Raw genomic sequence first — 24,412 nt, 5'->3', positions numbered from 1 at the left:
TCCGGAATTATCTATCAAATCACGCGTAGAAAATGTACTGGGAATAGAGCTTGAATAAGGGCGGTGCATTGGCATCGCAATAATATTCAATGTTTTCTTGTTTTGGAGTTTGAAGTGGCTTTCCAAAAACTACTGGTTTCCAATCCTGGAATATAACAGCAGGTCCGGAATGGAACGAAAAAGTTTTTACAACAACCTGTTCTGATTTTTTCTTAAGTTCAACTTTTTTATCAGAGCAGCATTTTTTTCCTTCTTCTGCTTTTTTAGCACAACACTTCTTTTCAGTAGTTTCCTTTTTAGGTAAGGCACATACTTCAGAAATTTTATAAGCCACAGAAATCGAAGAAACCTCTCCGCCACAGAAATGCACATTGAAAGCAAATCCCATATTGGAAACCAACAGGAAAAGTGCTAAAATCAAACTTGTGCTCTTTCTTAAATTCATCAACTTATAAATTGTCAGCTGCAAAATTATTAAAATTGCCCACACAAAACTATTTAAGAATTGTTATTTTTTTTAGAAATCTTGTTTTGGTAAAAAAAGGCTGGAACAAACAACAACAAAAATAGTGGCTGGATTAAAAACCTTCGCACATAAAAAAGCAAGAGGTTGTTTTCCTGATTGGAAAAATTAAGAATAGAAAAAAAGGCCACTATTAAAATAATGAAAAAGACCAGGTATAGAACACCTGCAAACTTTGACAATCCGAAATCTTTAAACAAAACCTGAATGATAGCAATTGAAATCAAGCTGTTCAAGGCATATCTCAAAAAAAGACTGAAAAACAATTTAAGGGAGTCGTATTCCGGAAAAGGCATTTTCAAATAATCACTTCTGAAGTAAGCCAGAAACGGATCGTAAAAAAGCTCCTCGAAAACCCGAACCAACGCCAGCAGAAAAACCAGCACTAGCGATAAGGCAATTTCTTTTTTATATCTAAGAAGCTTTTGCATGCAATGAAAATTTTTGAACCCACAATACCCACAACCCAAATACTACTCCATAAATAAACAGCGGAAAAACAACGCCATGTAAGATATGCTCATATTCCGGATAATGATACAATGCGATGGCAAGCAACGCAATTCTAAGAATGTTTAATATATGAATAATCAGAATTCCTGCCAGCACAAACACGATTGTCTGTTTTGTCTTTCCTTTAAAAGCAACTACAAATGCCACAAAAAGAATCATGACGCTCATCGCATTACAGCCTTCTACTACTCTTGCGATAAATTTGCCGTTTAAAAAAAGTTTTACGGACGGCTGCGATTCATGTGGCGCTATGGAAGTATCTTGCCCAAAAAGATGGAGCACACCATTAGTCTGGGTAGCGACAAGTTCCGTAAAACTGTCTGCTTCAAACTTCTCGGCATCAAAACTATTGAGATACAGCTGATATACAAACATCAGCACTCCATAAGTCAGAAAGAACTTGAGTAGAAATATAAAAAAGGGCCGGTATTGAACGAAGTAGCTTTTCAAAAAAATATTTTTAACAAAACTATACAATTTTAGCTTTCCGTAATTAAATACTTTTGTATAGTAAAATACCATCATTATGACTTTTGAAGAATTAAGACCTAAGGTCGAGGACATACTCCACCATAAAGACATTTTAAGAGAAGACAAACTAATGCAAATTTGCCACCTCTTAAAAGACAATATTGACTATTACGACTGGGTTGGATTCTATTTCAGGAATGGTGACAAAGAAGAACTGATTTTAGGACCTTATGCAGGCGAACCTACGGACCATACTGTTATTCCTTTCGGAAAAGGAATTTGCGGACAAGTGGCCGTTTCCAACCAAAACTTTGTAGTGCCGGATGTAAAAGCACAAGACAACTATATTGCCTGCAGCTTTACGGTAAAATCTGAAATTGTGATTCCTCTTTTTGTTGAAGGGAAAAATATCGGACAGATTGATATCGATTCCAATATATTGGATCCTTTTACAGAAATGGACGAACGTTTCCTTGAGTTTGTAAATGCTGAAGTAGCCAAATTATTTTAAGCGCTCCAATTCCTAAGCAAATCCAAAAAATCTAATTATCAGCAGTTTAAACTTAAGAAAATCTACAGACCGTATTTTTTCAAATCTTTTTTCTGAAAATTATTTTTTCTGAAAATAAATATTACCTTTGCACTCGAATAAGAAAAACTTATTCATTACATAATAATCATTTAAACAAATATTGGCATGTACTTAACTAAAGAAGTTAAAGAGCAAATTTTCGCTAAGCACGGAGGATCTGCTACAAACACAGGTTCAGCAGAAGGACAAATTGCGTTATTCACGCACAGAATTGGTCACTTAACTGAGCACTTGAAGAAAAATCGTCACGATTACAACACTGAGCGTTCACTTGTACTACTAGTAGGTAAAAGAAGAAGCTTGCTTGATTATCTAAAGAAAAAAGAGATCAACAGATATCGTGAGATTATTAAAGAATTGAATATTAGAAAATAATTCAATAGAAAAGAGGTGCTCACGCGCCTCTTTTTGTTTTTACATATTGCTGAAAAAAAGTTTGGTTTTTCATTGGGTTTTAGACAACTACACACAACAACAACTACAACACAACTAAAACCCATTGTTTAATCAAAAAGAGGAAAATTTTATGATTCCACAAGTTTCAAAAGAAATTATCGATTTAGGAGATGGCAGAAGCATCTCAATCGAAACAGGAAAATTGGCAAAGCAAGCTGATGGATCTGTAGTAGTAAGAATGGGAGATACAATGTTGCTTGCTACCGTAGTATCTGCAAAAAAAGCAACTCCTGGAGTTGACTTTTTACCTTTAACAGTTGACTATCGTGAAAAATTTGCTGCAGCAGGTCGTTTCCCTGGTGGATTTTTCAAACGTGAGGCTCGTCCAAGCGACAGTGAAATCCTTACTATGAGATTAGTTGACCGTGTTTTGCGTCCGCTTTTCCCAGATGACTATCATGCAGAAACACAAGTAATGATTCAGTTGATGTCTCATGACGAAACTGTAATGCCAGATGCTTTGGCTGGTTTGGCTGCATCAGCAGCATTAGCAGTTTCAGATGTACCTTTCTCAACTTTGATTTCAGAAGTACGTGTTGCCAGAATTGACGGAAAACTCGTAATCAACCCAAGTCGCGCACAATTGGAGCTATCTGACATCGACATGATGATTGGAGCTTCAAAAGACTCTATCGCAATGGTAGAGGGTGAAATGAAAGAGATTTCAGAGAAAGAAATGGTTGAAGCTATCAAGTTTGCACACGAAGCTATCAAAATCCAGATCGCAGCTCAAGAAAGATTGCAAAACCTTGTTGGCAAAAAAGAAATTCGTACTTACGAAGAAGAACGAAATGACGAAGCTATCTACGATAAAGTAAGAGAATTGGCTTACGACAGATGTTTTGCTATCGCTCAGGAAGGAACTGCAAAACACGAACGTTCTGAAAAATTTGCTTTAGTAAAAGAAGATGTAAAAGCTGCTTTTACTGAAGAAGAATTATTAGAAAACGGAGATCTTGTCTCAAAATACTATTCAAAAGTTAATAAAGAAGCGGTAAGAGAAGTTATCCTTCAATTAGGACTACGTCTTGACGGAAGAAAAACTACCGAAATCAGACCAATCTGGTGTGAAATCGATTACCTTCCATCTGTTCACGGATCTTCTTTGTTTACAAGAGGTGAAACACAAGCTTTGGCGACTGTAACTTTGGGAACTTCAAGAGAAGCGAACCAAATTGACACTCCATCAGAACAAGGCGAAGAGAAATTCTACCTACACTACAACTTCCCTCCTTTCTCTACAGGTGAAGCAAAACCACTAAGAGGAACTTCAAGAAGAGAGGTTGGACACGGAAACTTAGCACAACGTGCTTTGAAAAACATGATTCCTGCAGACTGCCCATATACAGTAAGAATTGTTTCAGAAGTTTTAGAATCTAATGGTTCTTCTTCTATGGCTACAGTATGTGCTGGAACTTTAGCTTTGATGGATGCTGGTATCCAAATGACAAAACCAGTTTCTGGTATTGCAATGGGATTGATTTCTGATGATAAAACAGGAAGATGGGCTGTATTGTCTGACATCTTAGGTGATGAAGATCACTTGGGTGACATGGACTTTAAAGTTACAGGAACTGCTGACGGAATCACAGCTTGCCAAATGGACATCAAAATCGAAGGTCTTGCTTATGACATCATGGAGAAAGCTCTTGAGCAGGCTCGTGATGGACGTTTGCACATTCTAGGAAAATTGACTGAAGTTATTGCAACTCCAAAATTAGAAGTGAAGAAACATGCACCAAAAATTGTTACCAGAATTATTCCTGGCAACTTCATTGGAGCATTGATCGGACCTGGCGGAAAAGTAATCCAGGAATTACAAAAAGCTACGGGTACAACTATCGTTATTAATGAAGTTGACGAACAAGGCGTTGTTGAAATCCTTGGAACAGATCCAGACGGAATGGCAGCAGTAATGGCAAAAATCGACTCTATCATTTTCAAACCGGAAATGGGCGGAACATACGAAGTAAAAGTTATCAAAATGCTTGATTTTGGTGCAGTAGTAGAATATACAGCTGCTCCAGGTAATGAAGTATTGCTTCACGTATCGGAACTAGCTTGGGAAAGAACTGAAAATGTTGCTGATGTGGTAAAAATGGGTGATGTATTCGAGGTGAAATACCTTGGAGTTGATCCAAAAACCAGAAAAGAAAAAGTTTCGAAAAAAGCTTTATTACCAAGACCTCCTAGAGACGAGACAAAAAGACCTCCAAAAGGAGAGGACAAAAAATAATTAATTCTTATATAAGGTTAATTCAACTGAAGCCCCGTTTCATTTATTTGAAATGGGGCTTTTAAATTATAGGTATTTTATGCCTAATATCTTACACATCAAAAACCGATATTCCTGAGTACCGGGTTTATTCTCATAACCCATGCCTCGTTTTCCTCCCTTCCATGACATGAATTTTCCTGCTCGTACCTTTTTCTTCTGTAAAAAACCGTATTGCCTTTACTTTTACCAAGCAAAATAAGCAATAACGGCGGACACCGAAAAGCCATATGAGTAGGGACAACCACTAAATCTTAGAATTATGTCACAATTCAATTTAAAAGTCGCATTTACATCAGAGCAATTAGGAATTTTATATGCAACAGGCACAAACGTTATCATTGCAAAATCATCAGACGGACGCCCACCATCTGTTGCATGGCAGGTTTTCAAACCTTTGCAGTCTAACACAGTATCCTGGAAAGAAGAATATGGAATATATGCATCAACAGCTCCTATTAGAAATGGTGCCGTTTTAAGTCAATTAGCCAACACTCCTATAGGAATCGAAAGGGGGAAACAATATATATTACAAAATTACGGTGCAATATCAGGGCCTCACGACGGAGGATTTCCAAATGCATTTATTTTCGCAAATCAATATGCCGGCTTGCCATATATCACAGCTGGTCTTTATCAGAATGCCTCAGTTAACGGAATTGACATAACTAGCAATGCTATTTCTGCAATCCCCGTATTAATGCAAAGCAATGCGATAATGAACCCAAGCACGAGTATTTACATCTGGCTACAATCTCAAGTTGTCAGCAATTCAGTTGTCACCATGGTAACATCACCTATGACCGAATTAAAATTTGGAGGTAGCGTTACAGATATTTCCATAACCTATAATTCGGCTAGCGGAAAATTTGTACCGGCAAAAAGCAACACCTTAAAAAGCACTTCTGACCAACCCTTTAATCATATTGAGCCATCTCTATAATTAAAAACCAAAAAAGTGGCTGCTATTAGGCAGCCACTTTTTTTTAATAAACACTTTATTCTCTGGTTAAAAATTCCAGCTTCCGGACAAACCGATATTTATAGAAGATGCCCCAAAATTCCGTTCGGCTTTTGAATTGAATAAACCGTAAGGTGCGTAGTTATAATTGCAATGAACACCAAATCCATAAAACATGATTTTCACGCCTTGCGAAAAGGCAATTGTATGAAGCGTAGGTTTAATATCCTTTTTATCGAATTCTTCTCCTTCAGGCTTGCTATAATGCAGGTATTTCCAACCCATTCCGGAATTTGATTCAATGTGGAAATTTTCATTAGGAGATTGGTATAAAAACCATGTATATCTGAAACCTAATAAAAACGAAGATTTGCTTCCTGATAGCACTATATCTTCATTATTCCATTTATACGAAACACTTTTTCCTTTTACAATACCGCTAAGTTCAGCACCAAAATCGATAAACTGGCGTCTTGCTATTTTTGTTCTCATATAATAAGCCGTATTAATTGAACTTTCATATTTATCAGCCAAAGCACCTAGCGGAGTTCCGTAACTTACTTCCACAATATTTCTTTTATACAAGTCTACTTTTGGAAAAACAATGGTGTCTTGCGCACTCATCTGGAATGCAATCAAAACCAAAAAAAGCATTTTATTCATTTGGCAAAAGTTTAAATTTATTATCGGATCCGTGAGAGTTACCTCCTCCAAAAAACAGTAATGCTGCTTCATTCACACTGTACATTTCAAAGATTATTTCTTTGTCACTAGGTAAATAAATAGAATATTTTGTCATCTCTTTGGATATAAAAATGATTGGAAATGAAATCGTTTCATAGTTGGTATAAAAAACGAATTTGTTCTTATATCGCTTTCCATAAAATTTCAAGACATGTCGTTTTGCCTGGGCATCATCATAACTTACAAACAGTTCCTTATCTTTTATATCTATCTGAATAGGCTTTGAATAATCGACATTACTAATATTGGATATCTTCTTCATCAAACTCGAGGTAGAAATCCGATTATCATACTGAACCCGGAGCGTATCCAATTGGTCATAGAATTTACCCGAAAATTTTGGGGGAATACTTTTATAACCATCTCGATTAATCGTGTTTTGAATCGTACAGGACGCAATACAGAACACAAATAAAACTGGCCAATTTCGCTTCAAACAACTCAAGAGTCGTTTTTCGAAGCCGTAAAAATTTTCAATTCTTTTTTTCATGATTACATTGTTTAATAGCCCAAAATTCTTTTGTTTATCGCAAATATTATTGTGCTAAACAATATTTCGTACTTTAGCATTTGTGATTATCGCAAAAACCATGGACAACCAAACGATTTTATTAGGAAACATAAGGAAGCGTTTACATAAGAATTCTTCTTTAATTGAAGAAATAGCCACCGTATTGCAAATAAGCTATGACGCTTCGCACCGCAGAGTTTCTTCAAAAAGCAAATTTTCAATTGAGGAAACTATAAAACTCTGTCAGCATTTCTCCATTTCTATGGATAAGATATTTGGCGGAAAAGAAAACCAGGTCGTTGCAGAAAAGACAAAAGAAATACGTTCGTCAGAAGATTTAGCACTTTATTTTAAACAGTCGGCACAAAACCTGAAATCGTATGCCACCGACTCGAAGATGTTTTATTCTTCGAAAGACATTCCGCTTTTTTATACTATTGGCGGAACATTACTTTCAAAGTTTAAGTTATATGTATGGCTCAACCTACTCATAGGTAGCGAAAATCAGGACCATTTTGAAAAGTTTGTTTTAGACCAGTCACTTTTGGCTTATAGCTCGCAGCTCCAGAATGTATATGATAACACCGAAGTTCATGAAATATGGAATGATACAACTATCAACAGTACGCTGCAGCAAATCTTATATTTTTTTGAATCGGGATTGCTGTCTCAAGCCAATGCACAGCTACTGTATGAAGATGTGAGAAAGATTTTGCAGAAGGCAGAAGAAAAATCCAGCAAAAACTCATCAGGATATCATCTTTATTATAACGAGCTATTAATCCTGAATAACAATGTGCTTTTATCTAATGCAGAGAAAAAATCATTGTTTATTCCTTACACCATGCTTGGATATTTTATCACCGAAGATGAATCGACTTGCCACAATGCCTCTGAATATTTCTTGCACCAAATCAAAAATTCCAAGTCTCTTAACCTGTCTGGAACCCGCGACCGAAAAATTTTCTTTGGAAAAGGACATCAGAAAATTGATTTTTATTTACAGAAAATCAACAAGTTAGACTTAGAGATATAACATACAGATAAAAATAAAAATATTTTATTTACTTTTTTGTAACTTTTTTGCAACTCAATACGTATAACTACCTGAATACCTAAATTAAGGAAAACTAAATGAGACAGCTCAAAATTACCAAGCAGGTAACAAATCGTGAAACTGCTTCCTTAGACAAATACCTACAAGAGATTGGAAAAGTTGATCTTATTACAGCTGATGAAGAGGTAGAATTAGCTCAAAGAATAAAAGCCGGAGACCAGAGAGCATTAGAAAAATTGACTAAAGCCAATTTGCGTTTCGTGGTTTCGGTAGCAAAACAATATCAAAACCAAGGACTAACACTTCCCGACTTAATTAACGAAGGAAATTTAGGTCTTATCAAAGCTGCACAACGTTTCGATGAAACGCGTGGTTTCAAATTTATCTCTTATGCTGTTTGGTGGATTCGTCAATCTATCTTGCAGGCTTTGGCTGAACAATCACGTATTGTTCGTCTGCCATTGAATAAGATTGGCTCTATCAATAAAATCAACAAGATGTATGCTTTGTTGGAACAATCTAACGAGCGTCCACCATCTGCTGAAGAAATTGCAAAAGAGCTTGACATGACTGTAAACGACGTAAAGGAATCTATGAAAAATTCCGGTCGTCACCTTTCAATGGATGCTCCTCTTGTTGAAGGAGAAGATTCTAACCTTTATGACGTTTTACGTTCAGGAGAATCACCAAATCCAGATAGAGAGCTGATCCATGAGTCTTTACGTACTGAAATTGAACGTTCATTAGAAACTCTGACTCCTAGAGAAGCAGATGTGGTTCGTTTGTATTTCGGATTGGGCGACCAGCACCCAATGACTTTGGAAGAAATAGGTGAAACTTTTGATTTAACTCGTGAGCGTGTACGCCAAATCAAGGAAAAAGCAATCCGCAGGCTGAAACACACTTCGAGAAGTAAAATCTTGAAGACCTATTTGGGTTAACAAATTGCAAAAAATTTAAAATCATTTTGATTCTTAGATTTTATTTGTATCTTGTTTTCCTAAAAAATTGACACCCTTATATTATAATATTTAACGCAACAACAGTTCAAAACTGTTCGTTTTTTGATTGATGATTGAAACTCCGGCTGATTACCGGAGTTTTGTTTTTTTATCAAACAAAACTTCGGTCTGTTCGCTTTCGCTCGGGTTTCCGGAGTTTTACACTAAAAAGAAAGAAGGCACAAAAACTCACTTTCAACAGCACTCTCTTTTACAGATAAAACACACAACCTTAGCAACTCAGAACCTTAGCACCTTAGAACCTCTTTAAAGGCACAAAAACTCATTTTCAACAGCACTCCCTTTTACAGATAAAACACACAACCTTAGCAACTCAGAACCTTAGCACCTTAGAACCTCTTTAAAGGCACAAAAACTCACTTTCAACAGCACTCCCTTTTACAGATAAAACACACAACCTTAGCAACTCAGAATCTTAGCACCTTAGCCTCTCAAAAAAAAATTGCGACCCTGCGTCTTTGCGAGCATTTTTTCACGCAAAGACACAAAGCCGCAAAAGAAGTATAACCGTATCGGAATCTAGCTCCCGATAATCATTTTTTATATAAAAGTTTCAATCTTAATAATTAATCTTTTCAAGACGTAATTCAGTAGCCTTATTTTTCTCATCAAAGTCTTCAACTAGCATTATGTAGCCTTTCTTTGCGTTATAAGCATTCACAGTACTGGTTTCTGTCTTTAATTCCAGGGTTTGTTTTTTAAACTTTCCTTCAGAATAGGAAACGATTCCATAGAGCGTGCTTTTATTTCTGTTTTTAGATTTTTTTTCATTGTCACTAAATAGGAACAAGAATTCATTATCTCCCAAATCTTGATAATCTATAAAATCGAAAAGTCCGTATTTTTTTATGCTACTTGAATGACCCGATGTTTTAGGAAATTTATTTCTAAATTTTTCAACTGTAAATACTTGGTTTACGTCAAGGTTATCATTCATTTCAAAAAAGTACAAATTGTTTGTCGTTATAGGAGATTGAAGAAAAGCCTCCGCTACCAAAATAATTTTACCTTCGCCCGTCAAAAGCATTTCATGAGGAAAAAGATACCCTTCTTTTTTAACATACCCGTTTTTATCTATCGGCAATTTAGCACTCAATGATTCCCATTTCAGGTAATGGCTTTTGGTTAACTTTCCGGTCTTCTTATCGAACACAAAATTAAAAAGCCCTAAATTGTCAGTATCGTCAATAAAACCTTTTTTATCAGTCTCCGAATAATTTCCAAATAGATAAACCTTATCTGAAGTTATTTTACAATCAACAACTCTATACCCATATTTCTCTATCTCTGGAAATGCAAATTCATTGCGCAAAACACCTGTTTTAGAGTCAAGGAAAAGTAGAGACAATTCATTCAAATACTTGCGTGTCAACGAACCTTTATACGGATGCTTAAACAGAACAATCACATCTTCATCTGAGTGCACATAGTTTAAGTCGTTTAGTATCTTATCTTCTACATTATTATAATTATATCTCCAAATTTCTTTAAAATCACCATCGATATGGGCAAGATAACTTTTATTAAGATTTGTTATTTTTTTATCGAGAGATTCTGAGTCTACCATTAAACCGACTCCTTCATAAACTACAATATTCTCAGATTGATTATCAGCTATATTTGTGTTTTTTCTATCAAAAGTCGGATCAACAATCATCTTCCCTTTTGAGTAAATAAAAGGCTTACTTAATTGGTTATCCTTAATAGAAAGAAGTCTGTATCTTTTAAAATATTCAGTTCCTTCAAAGGAATCTGCAAATTGCAAAAGCAACTTATCTTTATAGATAGAAACTCTGACACTTATTTTTTCAGCTTTAAAAAACCATGATTCATATTTCATTTCTGTTATAAAGCCATTGGTAACTTTAGTTAGGTTTTCGTCAAGAACCACATATTCCAACTGATAGGTTTCTTTTGCAATCTTATCTGTCTCAAACAGTAAAAAATAGCCTCGCAAATTATTATTTTCATCTTTGATCACATCTGAAGAATAAAGACGGCCTTTGGATAATTTTTGCAAATCAACAATTTGCGCTTTTAAAATTGAAAATGAAAAAAAGCAAAATAATAGTAAAAAATTATTTTTCATGTTAAGATTTAAAGTTGTTAATGATTGTTTCGAAATCGGAAATTTTAATGTTATTCAAATAACTCACAAACCTATTCAGGCTATCAGAATTGTTGAGATTATCATGAGCGGGGACATACCGATTAATCGTGTAATTAATACGCGATTCATAAATTTTGAGGAGATTTAAATGGATTATTTTTTGCAATACAGGATCATCTGTTTGTTTTTTATAGAGCTTTAGAGATTCATATAATGAAATTCCATATTGCTGTGAAGAATATAAATTATAAAGATTTTGATAAATGCTATTCTTCTTTATTTCAGAAAAAGCTTTGGGACTGCTATACGTTTCGCTGAATTTTGCTTCTAATTTTTTTTCGATCAGTTTAATTCTCGTTGCACAATCCGGATGTGATTTTAATGAATCTACATTTATCCCTTTCATTTTATCATACTTTGAAAAAAGACTTTTTTCTTCATTGAAATATTTTTGCTTCAAAGTAAATCCGTTCTTTTCAAATATAAATTTGTAATCTGCAACAGTAAGCGAATCTGTTTCATTATCAGATAAATCTAATTTTGTCAAAATATTGACTGCCGCTTTAGGGTTCCGTAATGTTTTTCCATAAAATACAAATCCTATAGAATCAGCTTCAATTTCTTTCTTTCTTCGTTTTTCATAATCCTCATAAATAATATTTTTCATCAGATTACTTGCTTTGGTGGCCTTGCCATATTTTTGGCGCTGAATTTCTTTTGTTTTTGCAATGATGCTTTCCGATTTTGAAAGTTTGGCATATGCCTCGATTCCATTTTTAACATGATTCAAAAATTGGTGTCCTATTTCATGCGAAATAACAAATACCAGCTCATCTTCATTTTCAACCATTAAAAAAAGCCCATAATTTACCACAATTGTCCCGTCTCCGGTATTGTAGGCATTTATTTCAGAATTTTTCGACAACAATATTTTATAATCTTGAGTGTTGATATTATTCTTTGTAAGAATTTCATTCATCAATCCTTTTAAATAATGGTCAAGGTCATTATTACAGATAAAATCTTTGTGCTTTATTTTTTCTAAAAAATTCTGCTGCATTTCGCTATACAGTTCCTTGATAAGATTTTTTTCAGGACCTTTTTTAAGTACTATGCTTTTGTTTATCGATTCAAATTTTTTCTGGTACTCTTGACCCAAAACATTTGAACATTCAGAAGACAAGGTATCAATGGCAACAAAATTCTGCTGACCAAAGCTAACAAGAGTAGTAAAAAGTAAAAACAAGAAAACCGTATGTCTCATTTTAGATATTAATTATTTTTTATACGATATTGGCGTCAAATATACACTTTTTAAAAAAATAGAAATTATTTTTCTTACAGATTGTGTTAAAAAGGATGTGACATCTTCTAGCAGTATTTTATAGACAAATTATCCGTTTAAAATTTAGTTATGAAATAGTATCTTTGCGGACAACTTGTTAACAAACAACACAACAACACATGAAAAATACCTTAATAGCACCTTCTGTGCTGGCTGCTGACTTTGGAAATTTACAGCGCGATCTTGAAATGATTAATAACAGTAATGCCGACTGGTTTCATGTCGACATTATGGATGGTGTTTTTGTACCAAATATTTCTTTCGGAATGCCTGTTTTGGAAACTATCCAGAAACATGCAAAAAAGACAATCGATGTGCATCTGATGATTGTTGATCCTGACCGTTATATCAAGACTTTTGCTTCACTTGGAGCCAACGTGTTGAGTGTTCATTATGAAGCCTGCACACACCTTCACAGAACACTACAGGCTATCAAAGCAGAAGGAATGAAAACCGGAGTTGCTTTGAATCCACACACAAGCGTTACTGTTTTGGAAGATATTATTAATGATATCGATGTGGTTTGTATCATGAGTGTGAATCCTGGTTTTGGAGGTCAGTCGTTTATTGAATCTACTTATAAAAAAGTAAGACAGTTAAAAGAAATCATTTCCCGCAACAAGGCTGAAACATTGATTGAGGTTGATGGTGGAGTAACAGATAAAAATGCCAAGCAATTGGTTGAAGCAGGAGCTGATGTTTTAGTAGCCGGAAACTTTGTTTTTAAATCCGCCAATCCAACGGAAACAATTGCCGATTTAAAGAAAACAGCATCGCTTTAAAAGCATTTCTATAAATAAAAAAGCCTGTTCTGAGAACAGGCTTTTTTATACTATTAATTCAAGTATTCTTCTTTAAAATTAATCATCTTTTTTACTCCTTCATATAATTCAGGGTGTTCAGTTTTAAAAATCTGTGGTGACTCAAAAAAGTGTTCCAGCAATACAGCCAGGAACTCAAATTGGTTTTCATAGGCATATTCACGAAAATAGCCTTTCTGAACCAATTCTAACGACAATGCGGCATCATCATAGTATTTTACGATTTCGTTGAACTCATCGTAAAATATGGACGCACTGGGATCACCATTTACTTTTTTAGAATGGAAATGCAACACGTGACCAAATTCATGAAGCCCTAAATTCACATTATCATTTGTTGTTTTGTGTCCTAAAAGAAAATCGTCCCATGAAAAAACTACTGCTTTCATTCTAGGATTAAATTCTCCTTTATGGCTTTGTCCCGTCAGAGCAGATTCGTATTGATTGGGATAAATAATAATATCCCTAAACAGCGGTGTCAAATAAAAACGCATACCAAACGTCAGCATTACATAGGTTCCGGCAGTTATAATCATCATTTCTTCCGTAACCTCAATCCCTTTACCATGAAACTGATAATTACTTATAAATGATTTCACACGGTGTTCAAAATAAGCTTTTCGTTTATCTGAGAGTTTTCTATAAAAAGAAAATTCTCTTTCTAATAGAAGTTTCTGAGATGGTTTAATTTTTTTCGGAATGGGATACCAATGAATATACAGCGGCTTGTTAACGATCAACACATAAGCTGGCTCTACAAAAAAACGCACAAAACCTATAATGATGCATAGGAACACCATTGTAGCAATTATCAAGGTTAAAATAACGAAAATAGTCTCACTCATATCCTGAATTATTTTTGAGAAATAAAAAAGGGACTAAACCAGTCCCTTTAAAAATCTGCGATCCGAAGATAGAGAATTTGAATCATTTGCTGAAAGATTTAAAAATTTTAAAATGAAATTCAATTCAAAAGTTCCGGTTTTCAATCCGCAAAGCTTTCCTTTTTGCAAAAACCTTAGAAATACTTAATTCTAAAATTAAATCTCAAACCCTTTGCTGTCAAAGAAAATAAGACAATAAATGACATACTAATTGAGTTTAGTTGGTTTTATATTACTGGAGTTTGTAAATCGTATGACAATCACAGCAATTTTATGGGTATGTAAATATCAATGATATGAAAGTTTTCGGGATGTAATTTAGGATCATTTAAATGGCTTAAAAAGAAATTTCTGTTATCTGGCTGATACCCGTTTTCTTCAAACCATACATCATAAATATAATTCCATGTTTTAAAGCATTCAGACATTGGTGCTTCTTTATGGAAAATAGCATATAAACCACCACTAATTGTTGTATTGCCAATTAGTCCTTCTCCCACTATTCCTTCCGGAACAGACAAACAAACATCTGCTTGGAGCATTCCTGATAAATTAGCGTTACTTCTATAAACCGTTAATGCTTTGGTTTCAGGAAAATTTACTAGATTTCTGGGAGAGGCCCAGCTAAAAAGCTGTTCGAACATTTTTCCAAATGTTTCGCTGTCATGCTGGTGGATATTGAGATTTCTAATGTAAACAACATTAAACTCTTCCAGTTTTTTGATTTCAAAATCAAGTTTCACAAATTCACTCATTTCAATATTTTTTAAGTTATTTAATTTGAGTGCAAGGTAATTTTCGATTTCGGACTGCATTTTTCCAATATTGCTATTCGCTATACCAATATTGCTATTTTGATGCCGTTTTCGCCATTCACTTGGCGTTATCTGCTTTGCTTCACGGAAACTCCTTGAAAAAGAGGACATACTTAAAAAGCCACAATCAATGGCAATTTCACTAATTGTTTTGGAAGGGTTGTTCATTAAGAAAAATAGAGCTCTCTCTATCTTGGCTTTCTTAATAAACTCATTGATTGTTGTTCCTGTTACCGACTTAAATATTCTGTGGAAATGGAATTTTGAAAAATTAGAAAGGTCAGCTAGTTTTTCTAAAGAAAGTTCTTCGTGGAGATTTTCTTTAATATAATCTATGCTTTTATTAATTCTAAAGTAATACTCTTTAATAGAATCTTCTTTTGTCATACTTATTTATCTATATAACCCTTTTTAACCCAATATTTTTTGAGTGCACAAACGAATGTGAAAGACAAAGTTAAGGATGTATTGTAAAAAGCAGACAAATTACAACAGAACTTTCAAGGCATAAAAAAACCCGAGAACACACATTCTCAGGTTTTACTTTTTTAGTGACCGCGGAGGGGGTTCGAACTCCCAACCCTCAGAGCCGAAATCTGATATTCTATCCAGTTGAACTACGCGGTCAGTTTATATATTGTTTATGACAATAATTTCTTCACGATTGTAGAGATAATTTTACCGTCAGCATTACCAGCCAACTCTGTAGAAATCATTTGTAGCTTTTAATTTACCATATAGGGAGATTGTGCGGGCGTATTTGTATTTACTGCTGGTAATGAATTATTTTGAGCATCTTTATTTCTACTTAAAGCCTGAAAATAAGGCGCCACAAAAGTTATTTTCCAGTCACCCGAATTTGACGCATAATTAGTCACATTATGTCTTGGCAGCCTACTTTCTGGATCAATTCCCTCCTGTATCAATCCGCCATTATTCCCTTTTACAAAAGTAGGATTGATAAATGTCAACCCACTACTTTGATTAGGTGTTACGCTTGAGGCTGTATCAATAGTTAAATCATCATATCTTCCACCTTGAGACAGGCTATTGCCACAGAAAAATTCTCCTGTAAAAATACTTTCGGCATTATTTAAAATCTCCATACCGCTACTACCATTGAACTCATACCTATTATTTGAAAATCTATTTTGAGTACTATACATTATATAGGCCCCTTTATCACCGTTTTCAAAAACATTTCCACTAATGATCGAGTTGTGAAGATTATTCCCTAATATAGCCACTGCTTTTCTATTAGTCAGGTCTTTTAGCGTACCATAGGAGGTAGACATTCCAATTTCATTATTTATTATCCAAGAGTCCGTAGTATTTGTTAAATGCAAAGACCCTATATGCCCATTATCAGGTGAGGAATCATTACCATAAGGTAAGCCAGAGCCAAATAATCCTTGAAGCATATTATTTTCAATCCTAGAAACCTTTAGACTTGTTGATTTTACAGCATGTTGTTTGCAGTAAACAATATTATTATTATATAATCTATTAGCCGTCCCATTAAACAAGACACCTGCAATTAGGCTTTGCCCTGTCGGATTTTGAAAGTCACCATCAATATTTAAATTTTCAAGACTTGCATTAGTTGTAGTAGTTGAGAACATAAAAACATATTGAGCTCCAGAAGCAGGTCTTATTATAACAGGAGTACGATACGACAAATCGTGACTTACGCCTTGCTCGCCATAAAAGGTAAATCCGGTTGGAACTTCTATTTCTTTCAACCTATAAACTCCTTTTGGGAATAAAACTTTAACACCCTTATTGTCTGAATTAAATGTGGCTATTAAATCTTCTAATTTGGACGAATAATCGGTAACACCATCACCTAAAATGCCAAACCATTTTACATTAATTGCCGTTCCTTCTACATTTCTTACCCATCGACCATTTGTTGGATTTGCACTAGTTGGAACAATAATAGTCCCTCCATTATCTGCTAGATTTGAAAAACCATTTATTCTCCATACAAAATGCCCACCGCCGCCATCATTATTTCCTACATAGTCTTTAACATAACAAACATCTCCTTCACTATTCCCAGTAGTTAATCTTGACCTTAATTCATCGATATTTTTAATTGTTATTATCCCATTTATAGTTGTTCCGCTATTTAAAGCATACGGAACACTCATAAATTGTGTGGTTCCGGAAGCGGTATAATTAGTTCCTCCTATTGGATCAAGCTCTACTTTTAGAAACTTATTTCCAACGCCCCATGGAATTGCATTAAAACTTCCCGAAAGAACTGTCCCACCTCCAATACTCAAACTATAATTTCCTTGACTGTTTGTTGTCTTGCTATGCCTTTCACTATATAGTACGCTTCCAGTGCTAGTGAGGTCAAGAATACTTATTTTAATACCTATGTTACCATTAACAATTGGCATATTACTAGAATTGTATGCAATTGATTGATAGCTTATGGCTTGCGGCACTTGTGAATACAACATAGCAGTATTCATAAAAAGAATTAAAAGTACAATTTTCTTCATACTATTATTTTTTTAGAACTTTAAAAGGTTTAGTTCCTTCAAGTTTTGGCACTATCAAGTACATTCCTTTGATTAGAGATGAGAGATCGATATAATTATTTTTTATTGTTTCTTTAAAGATGAATTGACCAAGCTCATTATAAACTTCTATTTCATAATTTGAGCTATTATTTTTCTTATAAAGATACAGCTTGTCTTCTACAGGGTTTGGAAAATAAGAAAAACCGGATTGATTCGAAAAATCGGAGTTGGGATTTGTTATGGGGATTACATTTTCCTCCGATTCTATTGCGTATGTGAGTTGTACTTCTGTAACTCCAACAACAAAATCCATGCTACCAATTGAAGCAGAATTAATTTTATAATCAATATTTTGAGAATATGCTATAAAACTATTTGCAATAAAAATAAACGAGTAAATTTTTTTCATAAAATGTAAATCATTTAGTCAATTAACCCATTACTATGTAATCACCCGAAGTAAAAACATTTATAGAGTAAAAGCCTTTTAACTCTATAAATGTGTATTTTTTAGGTTTGTGACCGCGGAGGGGTTCGAACCCCCAACCCTCAGAGCCGAAATCTGATATTCTATCCAGTTGAACTACGCGGTCAGTTTTTTATCGATTGTAAATCTATGACAATAATTTCTTCACTATTGTGGAGATAGTCTTACCGTCAGCTTTACCAGCCAACTCTGCAGAAGCCTGTCCCATAACTTTTCCCATTGAAGCCATTCCTGAAGCACCTGTTTCAGCAATGATTTTTGCCACAACAGCTTCTACTTCTTCTTCGCTTAATTGAGCCGGAAGAAACTTTTCAATGACAGCAGCCTGCAACAATTCTGGCTCAGCTAAATCAGCCCTACCTTGTTCAGTAAAGATATTTGCACTGTCTTTTCTCTGTTTTACCAAGCGCTGTAAAAGCTTGATTTCATCATCCTGAGAAATTTCTTTTGCACCTGCGTCAGTTTGCAAAAGCAATAGTGCAGACTTTACAGCTCTTAGAGATTCAAGACTTACTGTGTCTTTGGCTCTCATTGCCGTTTTGATTTCTTCGTTGATTTTATCTTGTAAACTCATTGGTATGGTTCTTTTCTATTCTATTTATTGAATTATTTAAAAATCAGGATTCTAAAACTTTTGGATTCTGAAAACATTGTTATTTCACGTTTCAAAAAACCCTTAACCTACTTTTAAACTGATGCGAAGATAAAAAAAATAACCCGAAAATCAATTCAATTTTCGGGTTATCGGGTTTTGGTTTGAGTTAGTTAATCTACGTTGTCGTGAAGAAAGGAATTATTTGAACGCAATTGTAAATCGTCGTTACTATCCGTTCCTAGTGACATCCTAGACTTGCTATTATCAGCCTGGGTTTGATTCAAATCGATTCCCATTCTTTTGTATGCCGGCTCTTTTTCGAACTCATCAACTCTTGATGGATTGTTGTGGAATTTATAGTTAAATTCTTTCATCTTCAATCGTCTTTCGTCAGCTCTTTTTTTCAAAGTCTGCTCGATAGTCATTTCAAGCGGAGAGATTTCTTCGAAAGAAGTGTTATTGAATTTAGGCTCTTCAACCTTCATCTTCAAGTCCAACTCTCTATCTACAGGCTCTTCAACTTTAGCAACAGGCTTAGATTGAATCAGCTCGTTTTCAACTTCCATATATTCTTCTAAAGAATACTTCACGATACCTTTTTCGTTCAATTCTGTTACTGGAACAACCTGAACTGGCTGGTTTACCTTAATATCTTTAGTTTCGTTTGATAATTCGAAAAGAATTCTGTCTTCTTTTGGCGCTTCAACATTTTTAATTGGCAAGTCAAAAGAGAATGTAATTTGCTCTTCTTCTTTATAGGCTACAAATTCCGGCTCACGCACTTCCATTTCTCTCACTTCAGGAGTTGTAATATAAAATTCGTGCTCGCTGATTGGTGAAACTATCTGGAATTCTACGTCAATATTCTTGATGAATTCTGTTGTTTTTACCAAATCCGAAGCCATTTCTGGTTCTTCAATTTTTGCCTCAGCTACTTCAAAGTCTTCCAATGCAAAAACAATCTTTTCTTCAGTGTCTTTTTTTTCTTCAACAGGAGCAGGAGAAAAATTGAATGATGGCACTACTTGTTTTTGCGACAAGTCACGCCCCATTCTTTGCTCATCCTCTAAAGCGTGGATAATTTTTTTTGGCTCTGTATTGACGATTTCGTTTTGCTGCTCTACGTTAAATCCCGTAGCGATAATTGTTACAGCAATAGAATCTCCAAGCGCTTCATCTTCACCAACCCCCATAATGATGTTGGCATTGAAGCCAGCTTCAGTTTGGATATGATCGTTGATTTCTCCAATTTCGTCAATCGTGATTTCATTACTTCCAGAAACGATAAGCAACAATACGTTTTTGGCTCCAGTGATTTTGTTATCATTCAACAATGGCGAATCCAAAGCTGCGATGATCGCTTCTTTAGCACGATTTTCACCAATTGCAGTAGCAGACCCCATAATTGCAGTACCACTGTTTGACAGTACTGTTTTGGCATCTTTTAAGTCGATGTTTTGAGTATAGTGGTGCGTAATTACTTCAGCAATACCTCTTGAGGCTGTTGCCAAAACTTCATCCGCTTTTGAGAAACCAGCTTTAAACCCTAAGTTTCCGTATACTTCTCTTAATTTATTATTGTTGATTACGATAAGCGAATCTACTTGTTTTCTCAAACGTTCAACACCAAGCAAAGCTTGTTCCGAACGCACTTTACCTTCAAACTGGAACGGAATAGTAACAATCCCCACTGTAAGGATGTCTCTTTCTTTAGCCAGTTGAGCAATAACTGGCGCAGCTCCTGTTCCGGTTCCGCCTCCCATTCCTGCCGTGATAAAAACCATCTTTGTATTGCTGTCAAGCATCTTCTCGATATCGGCAATACTTTCTATAGCCGACTGCTGTCCAACTTCAGGATTTGCTCCTGCACCAAGACCTTCCGTGAGATTAACTCCCAACTGAATCTTATTAGGAACAGAGCTGTTTTGCAATGCTTGAGAATCTGTATTACAAACGATAAAATCCACTCCCTTAATCCCCTGCTGAAACATATGGTTGATCGCGTTGCTTCCGCCTCCTCCAACACCAATTACTTTAATTACATTTGATTGATTTTTAGGTAAATCAAATGAAATGCTTCCAAAATCTGAGTTGCTCATCATAATATTTGGTTTTAATTTCTTTTCCTTTTCTTTTTAATTTCTGTTTGGCAATTATGCCCTATTCTGCATTATCTAAAAATTCTTTTATCTTGTCGATGTATTTGTCGAAAAACGACTTTTTCATCCTGCCTTCCGTAGAAGCAGATTTGACTTGTTCTGCTTTTTTCGGCTGCTCTACGCTGACTTCCTCTTCATAATGGGTTGTAGTTTCAACAACTACTTCTTTATGAACCTGAACCGGAGGTGCTTTTTCAACTTCAACCTGATTCAACGGCACCGCACTTCTGGTATTGTTTCTGATACTGTTCATCACCAATCCAACGGCTGTCGCATACAATGGGCTTGAAATTTCTTCATCTGAATTTCCGGCCAAGTGTTCGTTCGGATAACCGATTCTTGTATCCATTCCGGTAATGTATTCCACCAATTGCTTGATATGCTGCAATTGGGCCCCACCTCCTGTTAAAACAATTCCTGCAATTAATTTTTTGCGAGGATCTTCATGTCCGTATGACTTGATTTCGGTAAAAACCTGATCGATAATCTCTACTACACGAGCATGGATTATCTTGGATAGATTTTTCAAAGAAATCTCTTTCGGCTCTCTTCCTCTCAAGCCTGGAATTGAGACAATCTCATTGTCTTTATTTTCTCCCGGCCATGCTGAACCAAACTTCACTTTTAACAGTTCCGCTTGTTTTTCTATGATAGAGCATCCTTCTTTGATATCGTCGGTAATCACATTTCCGCCAAAAGGAATTACTGCCGTATGGCGAATAATTCCGTCTTTGAAAATAGCAAGATCTGTGGTTCCACCTCCAATGTCAATCAAAGCGACACCTGCTTCTTTTTCTTCCTGGCTCAATACTGCATCTGCAGAAGCCAACGGTTCTAATGTCAAGCCTGATAAATCCAAGCCTGAACTTTTGATACAACGCCCAACATTTCTGATGGATGAAGCCTGTCCAACCACAACATGGAAGCTTGATTCAAGTCTTCCTCCGTACATTCCGATTGGCTCTTTGATTTCAGCCTGTCCGTCAATTTTAAATTCTTGCGGCAGGACATGAATAATTTCTTCTCCAGGAAGCATTGCCAGCTTGTGCACCTGATTGATTAGCAAATCAATATCATTTTCACTGATTACTTCTTCCGGATTGCTTCTGCTGATGTAATCGCTATGCTGTATGCTTCTGATGTGCTGGCCGGCAATACCAACCACAACATCTTTTATTTTATAACCTGAATCCACCTCCGCTTCGTGAACGGCTTGCTGGATTGACTGAATCGTTTGTGTAATGTTATTAACAACGCCTCTTGCAACACCAAGGCTTTTGGATTTTCCAACGCCCAAAATTTCAAGTTTCCCGTATTCATTCTTCTTGCCAATCATAGCGACAATCTTGGTTGTCCCAATGTCTAAACCTACTGCAATGCTCTCTTTTTCCATATCCTAATTTTTGGTGCACACTACTTGCTGTGTAAACTTCAGATTTACTGTCTTGTATTTATTTATCAAACTGTCCTGAATTGCCTTTTGAAAAAAGGCTTTATAATTCTTGAACTTCCTATCTACATTGATGGTTCTTCCGAAATCGATAACATAATCAAAATTTCTGTTCATCATTTTCAGGCTACCATTCGGCAAAACCTGTATGCCAATGATATTTTTATGCAAAAATTCATCGTCATAGATGTAACGAAAAACCTTGTTTAGTTCTTCTTTATTTGTACTGCTAATACCCCCCGTAACCATTGGAACTCTAGCTGTAAAATTGTCTGATAATGGCATCTCATGTCCTTCATAATCAACATAAAAAGAACCATTACCGTCAAACACCCGGGCTACGGGCGTCTTTTGTTTCACAACTGCTTTTAGGACACCATCAACACTCACAAATACTTCACACTTTTCGATCATATTGTGATTATTGAGGTTTTTCTCCAACTTATTCAAATCTAATTCATCTTTTTGAATGCTGGTAGGGGCTGCATTATTTTCTATTAACAATTTATTAACCGCTTCTTGTGTAATAAATGGACTTTTTTCATTGACAAATTCTACTACATATTTTTTCAATTTTCGCTCTTCATTTCTCTTTGAAGTGAACGAATACAGAAAAATCACCAATGCGAACATCAGTACCAATTTAATGTTTGTCCAGTTAAACTTTTTCATGTAAAGCTTGTTTAATTGGTTTCACTAATTCTCCTATATCGCCTGCTCCGATTGTCACAACAACTTTAGCATCGCTTTTTAAAATTTCCGAAATCAGGTTGTCTTTTGACACCAGTTTTTTATTCGGATTATCAATCTTTCCCAACAACCATGCTGAGTTTACTCCTTCTACCGGAAGTTCTCTTGCCGGATAAATATCCAAAAGGATTACTTCGTCAAAAGCGGATAAGCTCGATGCAAAACCGTCGATAAAATCTTTGGTTCTGCTAAACAAATGCGGCTGAAAAATTGCCAGGACTTTATCTTCCGGATATAGCTCCGAAACCGCCTGATGCACCGCATTTATTTCTGTTGGATGATGCGCATAATCATCAATATAAACTAAATTTTCTTCTTTAATTTGATAGGAGAATCTACGTTTTACGCCTTTGAATGTAAATAATGCCTTGGCAATGGCCTCGGTCGGGGTGCCGTAGGTATATGCCATCGCCAAAGCTATAAGGGCGTTCGTTAAATTGTGTTTTCCCGGCAAATTAAACCGTATGTCTTTTATGATTTCTGATGGCGTCTGCACATCAAAAACATAGGCACTGTTTTCAATTCGTATGTTGAAGGCCTTGTAATCTGCCTCCTCATTTACTGCTACAGAAATTCCTTCCAACGGAAGATCTTTTACAACAAATAGTTTTTCCTTATCTTTTACTTTATCCGCAAATTCAACAAAAGATGCTTCGATTGAAGCCGTATCGCCGTATATATCCAAATGATCTGCATCCATAGAGGTTACGCATGCGATATCCGGATACAAATGCAAGAATGAGCGGTCAAATTCATCAGCTTCAACAACTGTTACTGTTTTCCCGCTACCAATTAGGTTGGAATTATAGTTTTCTACGATTCCTCCCAAAAATGCCGTAACATCTGCTCCACTTTCATACAGAATATGTCCTAAAATACTCGATGTAGTGGTTTTTCCGTGTGTTCCTGCTACAGCAAAACAGAAGGTGTCTTTTGTAATTATTCCCAATACTTCAGCTCTTTTCTTGACCTGATATTCTCTTTCAAGGAAATAGTTCCATTCCGAATGCGTTTTTGGAACCGCAGGCGTTATTATGACCAGCGTATTTTCCGCATAATAGTCTTTTGGAATTAAAGCAATGCTATCTTCAAAATGAATTTCTATTCCTAAAGCTTCCAGTTCTTTTGTTAGCTCTGTTTCCGTCTTGTCATATCCAGATACGTTTTTACCGATAGCCTTGAAATAGCGTGCCAAAGCACTCATTCCGATCCCGCCGATTCCGATAAAGTAAACGTTATGTATCTGATTCAAATTCATTTTTTTTTATTTTTTAGTCTAAAGTTATAAGATCTTAAAGTCTAAAGACTTTCGACTTTAAGACTTTTGTCTTTTGACT

General features: G+C 35.4%; 23 protein-coding genes and 2 tRNA genes. 7 read left to right on the top strand and 18 right to left on the bottom strand.

The annotated features are described in order from the left end of the window. Window positions 1-19: 19 nt before the first annotated feature. Genes FJA49_RS15840 through xrtF form a run of 3 tightly spaced genes read right to left on the bottom strand, consistent with a single transcriptional unit; the run spans window position 20 to window position 1,486 of the window. Window positions 20-445, bottom strand: a complete 426-nt coding sequence (locus FJA49_RS15840; protein ID WP_140002024.1) for an HYC_CC_PP family protein — start codon at window positions 443-445, stop codon at window positions 20-22. 53 nt (window positions 446-498) lie between these two features. Next, entirely contained in the window at window positions 499-954 is a 456-nt protein-coding gene (locus FJA49_RS15835) for an exosortase F system-associated membrane protein (RefSeq protein ID WP_140002022.1), read from the bottom strand. Continuing rightward, entirely contained in the window at window positions 938-1,486 is a 549-nt protein-coding gene (gene xrtF, locus FJA49_RS15830) for an exosortase family protein XrtF (protein ID WP_233590192.1), read from the bottom strand. The genes FJA49_RS15835 and xrtF overlap by 17 nt, the downstream gene beginning before the upstream one ends. A gap of 76 nt (window positions 1,487-1,562) precedes the next feature. Here xrtF and FJA49_RS15825 point away from each other — a divergent pair, with 76 nt between their 5' ends. From FJA49_RS15825 to FJA49_RS15810, 4 genes are all read left to right on the top strand, one after another. Further along, window positions 1,563-2,018 (top strand): GAF domain-containing protein, encoded by a 456-nt coding sequence (locus FJA49_RS15825; RefSeq protein ID WP_140002020.1) that lies wholly within the window; start codon window positions 1,563-1,565, stop codon window positions 2,016-2,018. 186 nt (window positions 2,019-2,204) lie between these two features. Beyond that, window positions 2,205-2,474: a 30S ribosomal protein S15 gene (gene rpsO / locus FJA49_RS15820; RefSeq protein WP_140002018.1), complete on the top strand. Its 270-nt coding sequence runs from the start codon at window positions 2,205-2,207 to the stop codon at window positions 2,472-2,474. 151 nt (window positions 2,475-2,625) lie between these two features. After that, window positions 2,626-4,791 carry a polyribonucleotide nucleotidyltransferase gene (locus tag FJA49_RS15815; RefSeq protein ID WP_140002016.1) on the top strand — a complete coding sequence of 722 codons (2,166 nt, stop codon included), beginning with the start codon at window positions 2,626-2,628 and terminating at the stop codon, window positions 4,789-4,791. Window positions 4,792-5,092: 301 nt separating this feature from the next. Then, window positions 5,093-5,773: a hypothetical protein gene (locus tag FJA49_RS15810; RefSeq protein WP_140002014.1), complete on the top strand. Its 681-nt coding sequence runs from the start codon at window positions 5,093-5,095 to the stop codon at window positions 5,771-5,773. A 66-nt stretch (window positions 5,774-5,839) separates the two neighbouring features. Here FJA49_RS15810 and FJA49_RS15805 read toward each other — a convergent pair whose 3' ends face one another. Then, window positions 5,840-6,454: a hypothetical protein gene (locus FJA49_RS15805; RefSeq protein ID WP_140002012.1), complete on the bottom strand. Its 615-nt coding sequence runs from the start codon at window positions 6,452-6,454 to the stop codon at window positions 5,840-5,842. Continuing rightward, a complete protein-coding gene (locus tag FJA49_RS15800; RefSeq protein ID WP_140002010.1) occupies window positions 6,447-7,025 on the bottom strand; it encodes a hypothetical protein in 579 nt (192 codons plus the stop codon). Before FJA49_RS15800 ends, FJA49_RS15805 begins: the two co-directional genes overlap by 8 nt. A 100-nt stretch (window positions 7,026-7,125) precedes the next feature. Here FJA49_RS15800 and FJA49_RS15795 point away from each other — a divergent pair, with 100 nt between their 5' ends. Together FJA49_RS15795 and FJA49_RS15790 are read left to right on the top strand one after the other, a co-directional pair. Further along, on the top strand, window positions 7,126-8,082 hold the full coding sequence (locus tag FJA49_RS15795; protein WP_140002008.1) for a hypothetical protein: 957 nt from the start codon (window positions 7,126-7,128) through the stop codon (window positions 8,080-8,082). Between the two features lie 98 nt (window positions 8,083-8,180). After that, complete coding sequence (locus FJA49_RS15790) at window positions 8,181-9,044, top strand: sigma-70 family RNA polymerase sigma factor (RefSeq protein ID WP_007804760.1); 864 nt, start codon at window positions 8,181-8,183, stop codon at window positions 9,042-9,044. A 640-nt stretch (window positions 9,045-9,684) separates the two neighbouring features. Here the strand turns inward: FJA49_RS15790 and FJA49_RS15785 are convergent. Both FJA49_RS15785 and FJA49_RS15780 read right to left on the bottom strand, forming a co-directional pair. Continuing rightward, window positions 9,685-11,214: a DUF6770 family protein gene (locus FJA49_RS15785; RefSeq protein WP_140002006.1), complete on the bottom strand. Its 1,530-nt coding sequence runs from the start codon at window positions 11,212-11,214 to the stop codon at window positions 9,685-9,687. Between the two features lies 1 nt (window position 11,215). Beyond that, complete coding sequence (locus tag FJA49_RS15780; RefSeq protein WP_140002004.1) at window positions 11,216-12,499, bottom strand: M48 family metallopeptidase; 1,284 nt, start codon at window positions 12,497-12,499, stop codon at window positions 11,216-11,218. 200 nt (window positions 12,500-12,699) lie between these two features. Here FJA49_RS15780 and rpe point away from each other — a divergent pair, with 200 nt between their 5' ends. Beyond that, window positions 12,700-13,362: a ribulose-phosphate 3-epimerase gene (gene rpe / locus FJA49_RS15775; RefSeq protein WP_140002002.1), complete on the top strand. Its 663-nt coding sequence runs from the start codon at window positions 12,700-12,702 to the stop codon at window positions 13,360-13,362. A 53-nt stretch (window positions 13,363-13,415) separates the two neighbouring features. Here rpe and FJA49_RS15770 read toward each other — a convergent pair whose 3' ends face one another. From FJA49_RS15770 to murC, 11 genes are all read right to left on the bottom strand, one after another. Further along, on the bottom strand, window positions 13,416-14,246 hold the full coding sequence (locus FJA49_RS15770) for a zinc-dependent peptidase (RefSeq protein WP_140002000.1): 831 nt from the start codon (window positions 14,244-14,246) through the stop codon (window positions 13,416-13,418). A 299-nt stretch (window positions 14,247-14,545) separates the two neighbouring features. Next, window positions 14,546-15,487, bottom strand: coding sequence for an AraC family transcriptional regulator (locus tag FJA49_RS15765; RefSeq protein ID WP_140001998.1), 942 nt, complete (start codon window positions 15,485-15,487; stop codon window positions 14,546-14,548). A 165-nt stretch (window positions 15,488-15,652) separates the two neighbouring features. Beyond that, a tRNA-Arg gene (locus FJA49_RS15760) sits at window positions 15,653-15,727 on the bottom strand. Window positions 15,728-15,825: 98 nt separating this feature from the next. Continuing rightward, a complete protein-coding gene (locus FJA49_RS15755) occupies window positions 15,826-17,613 on the bottom strand; it encodes a glycosyl hydrolase family 28-related protein (RefSeq protein ID WP_140001996.1) in 1,788 nt (595 codons plus the stop codon). A gap of 4 nt (window positions 17,614-17,617) precedes the next feature. Further along, complete coding sequence (locus FJA49_RS15750) at window positions 17,618-18,043, bottom strand: T9SS type A sorting domain-containing protein (protein ID WP_140001994.1); 426 nt, start codon at window positions 18,041-18,043, stop codon at window positions 17,618-17,620. Between the two features lie 110 nt (window positions 18,044-18,153). Next, a tRNA-Arg gene (locus tag FJA49_RS15745) sits at window positions 18,154-18,227 on the bottom strand. Window positions 18,228-18,248: 21 nt separating this feature from the next. After that, window positions 18,249-18,695: a GatB/YqeY domain-containing protein gene (locus tag FJA49_RS15740; protein WP_140001992.1), complete on the bottom strand. Its 447-nt coding sequence runs from the start codon at window positions 18,693-18,695 to the stop codon at window positions 18,249-18,251. 191 nt (window positions 18,696-18,886) lie between these two features. Then, window positions 18,887-20,818, bottom strand: coding sequence for a cell division protein FtsZ (gene ftsZ / locus FJA49_RS15735; protein WP_140001990.1), 1,932 nt, complete (start codon window positions 20,816-20,818; stop codon window positions 18,887-18,889). A gap of 58 nt (window positions 20,819-20,876) precedes the next feature. Next, window positions 20,877-22,268 carry a cell division protein FtsA gene (gene ftsA / locus FJA49_RS15730; RefSeq protein WP_140001988.1) on the bottom strand — a complete coding sequence of 464 codons (1,392 nt, stop codon included), beginning with the start codon at window positions 22,266-22,268 and terminating at the stop codon, window positions 20,877-20,879. 3 nt (window positions 22,269-22,271) lie between these two features. Beyond that, window positions 22,272-22,997, bottom strand: coding sequence for a cell division protein FtsQ/DivIB (locus FJA49_RS15725; RefSeq protein ID WP_140001986.1), 726 nt, complete (start codon window positions 22,995-22,997; stop codon window positions 22,272-22,274). Further along, on the bottom strand, window positions 22,984-24,333 hold the full coding sequence (gene murC / locus FJA49_RS15720; RefSeq protein ID WP_140001984.1) for a UDP-N-acetylmuramate--L-alanine ligase: 1,350 nt from the start codon (window positions 24,331-24,333) through the stop codon (window positions 22,984-22,986). The genes FJA49_RS15725 and murC overlap by 14 nt, the downstream gene beginning before the upstream one ends. Window positions 24,334-24,412: the final 79 nt, after the last annotated feature.

The sequence above is a fragment of the Flavobacterium microcysteis genome, from assembly GCF_006385255.1.
GTDB classification, from domain to species: Bacteria; Bacteroidota; Bacteroidia; order Flavobacteriales; family Flavobacteriaceae; genus Flavobacterium; species Flavobacterium microcysteis.
The sequence above is the reverse complement of the archived record's forward strand: the minus strand, read 5'-3'. Positions and strand labels throughout refer to the sequence as shown.

What these genes read in the sequence shown, in the direction of transcription:
- FJA49_RS15805 (WP_140002012.1), bottom strand. Translation starts at nt 6,454, where the DNA reads ATGAATAAAATGCTTTTTTTGGTTTTGATTGCATTCCAGATGAGTGCG.
- FJA49_RS15765 (WP_140001998.1), bottom strand. Translation starts at nt 15,487, where the DNA reads ATGACAAAAGAAGATTCTATTAAAGAGTATTACTTTAGAATTAATAAA.
- FJA49_RS15840 (WP_140002024.1), bottom strand. Translation starts at nt 445, where the DNA reads ATGAATTTAAGAAAGAGCACAAGTTTGATTTTAGCACTTTTCCTGTTG.
- rpe (WP_140002002.1), top strand. Translation starts at nt 12,700, where the DNA reads ATGAAAAATACCTTAATAGCACCTTCTGTGCTGGCTGCTGACTTTGGA.
- FJA49_RS15825 (WP_140002020.1), top strand. Translation starts at nt 1,563, where the DNA reads ATGACTTTTGAAGAATTAAGACCTAAGGTCGAGGACATACTCCACCAT.
- FJA49_RS15725 (WP_140001986.1), bottom strand. Translation starts at nt 22,997, where the DNA reads ATGAAAAAGTTTAACTGGACAAACATTAAATTGGTACTGATGTTCGCA.
- rpsO (WP_140002018.1), top strand. Translation starts at nt 2,205, where the DNA reads ATGTACTTAACTAAAGAAGTTAAAGAGCAAATTTTCGCTAAGCACGGA.
- FJA49_RS15790 (WP_007804760.1), top strand. Translation starts at nt 8,181, where the DNA reads ATGAGACAGCTCAAAATTACCAAGCAGGTAACAAATCGTGAAACTGCT.
- murC (WP_140001984.1), bottom strand. Translation starts at nt 24,333, where the DNA reads ATGAATTTGAATCAGATACATAACGTTTACTTTATCGGAATCGGCGGG.
- FJA49_RS15780 (WP_140002004.1), bottom strand. Translation starts at nt 12,499, where the DNA reads ATGAGACATACGGTTTTCTTGTTTTTACTTTTTACTACTCTTGTTAGC.
- FJA49_RS15835 (WP_140002022.1), bottom strand. Translation starts at nt 954, where the DNA reads ATGCAAAAGCTTCTTAGATATAAAAAAGAAATTGCCTTATCGCTAGTG.
- FJA49_RS15755 (WP_140001996.1), bottom strand. Translation starts at nt 17,613, where the DNA reads ATGAAGAAAATTGTACTTTTAATTCTTTTTATGAATACTGCTATGTTG.
- FJA49_RS15810 (WP_140002014.1), top strand. Translation starts at nt 5,093, where the DNA reads ATGTCACAATTCAATTTAAAAGTCGCATTTACATCAGAGCAATTAGGA.
- FJA49_RS15740 (WP_140001992.1), bottom strand. Translation starts at nt 18,695, where the DNA reads ATGAGTTTACAAGATAAAATCAACGAAGAAATCAAAACGGCAATGAGA.
- FJA49_RS15815 (WP_140002016.1), top strand. Translation starts at nt 2,626, where the DNA reads ATGATTCCACAAGTTTCAAAAGAAATTATCGATTTAGGAGATGGCAGA.
- FJA49_RS15785 (WP_140002006.1), bottom strand. Translation starts at nt 11,214, where the DNA reads ATGAAAAATAATTTTTTACTATTATTTTGCTTTTTTTCATTTTCAATT.
- FJA49_RS15770 (WP_140002000.1), bottom strand. Translation starts at nt 14,246, where the DNA reads ATGAGTGAGACTATTTTCGTTATTTTAACCTTGATAATTGCTACAATG.
- ftsA (WP_140001988.1), bottom strand. Translation starts at nt 22,268, where the DNA reads ATGGAAAAAGAGAGCATTGCAGTAGGTTTAGACATTGGGACAACCAAG.
- ftsZ (WP_140001990.1), bottom strand. Translation starts at nt 20,818, where the DNA reads ATGATGAGCAACTCAGATTTTGGAAGCATTTCATTTGATTTACCTAAA.
- FJA49_RS15750 (WP_140001994.1), bottom strand. Translation starts at nt 18,043, where the DNA reads ATGAAAAAAATTTACTCGTTTATTTTTATTGCAAATAGTTTTATAGCA.
- FJA49_RS15800 (WP_140002010.1), bottom strand. Translation starts at nt 7,025, where the DNA reads ATGAAAAAAAGAATTGAAAATTTTTACGGCTTCGAAAAACGACTCTTG.
- FJA49_RS15795 (WP_140002008.1), top strand. Translation starts at nt 7,126, where the DNA reads ATGGACAACCAAACGATTTTATTAGGAAACATAAGGAAGCGTTTACAT.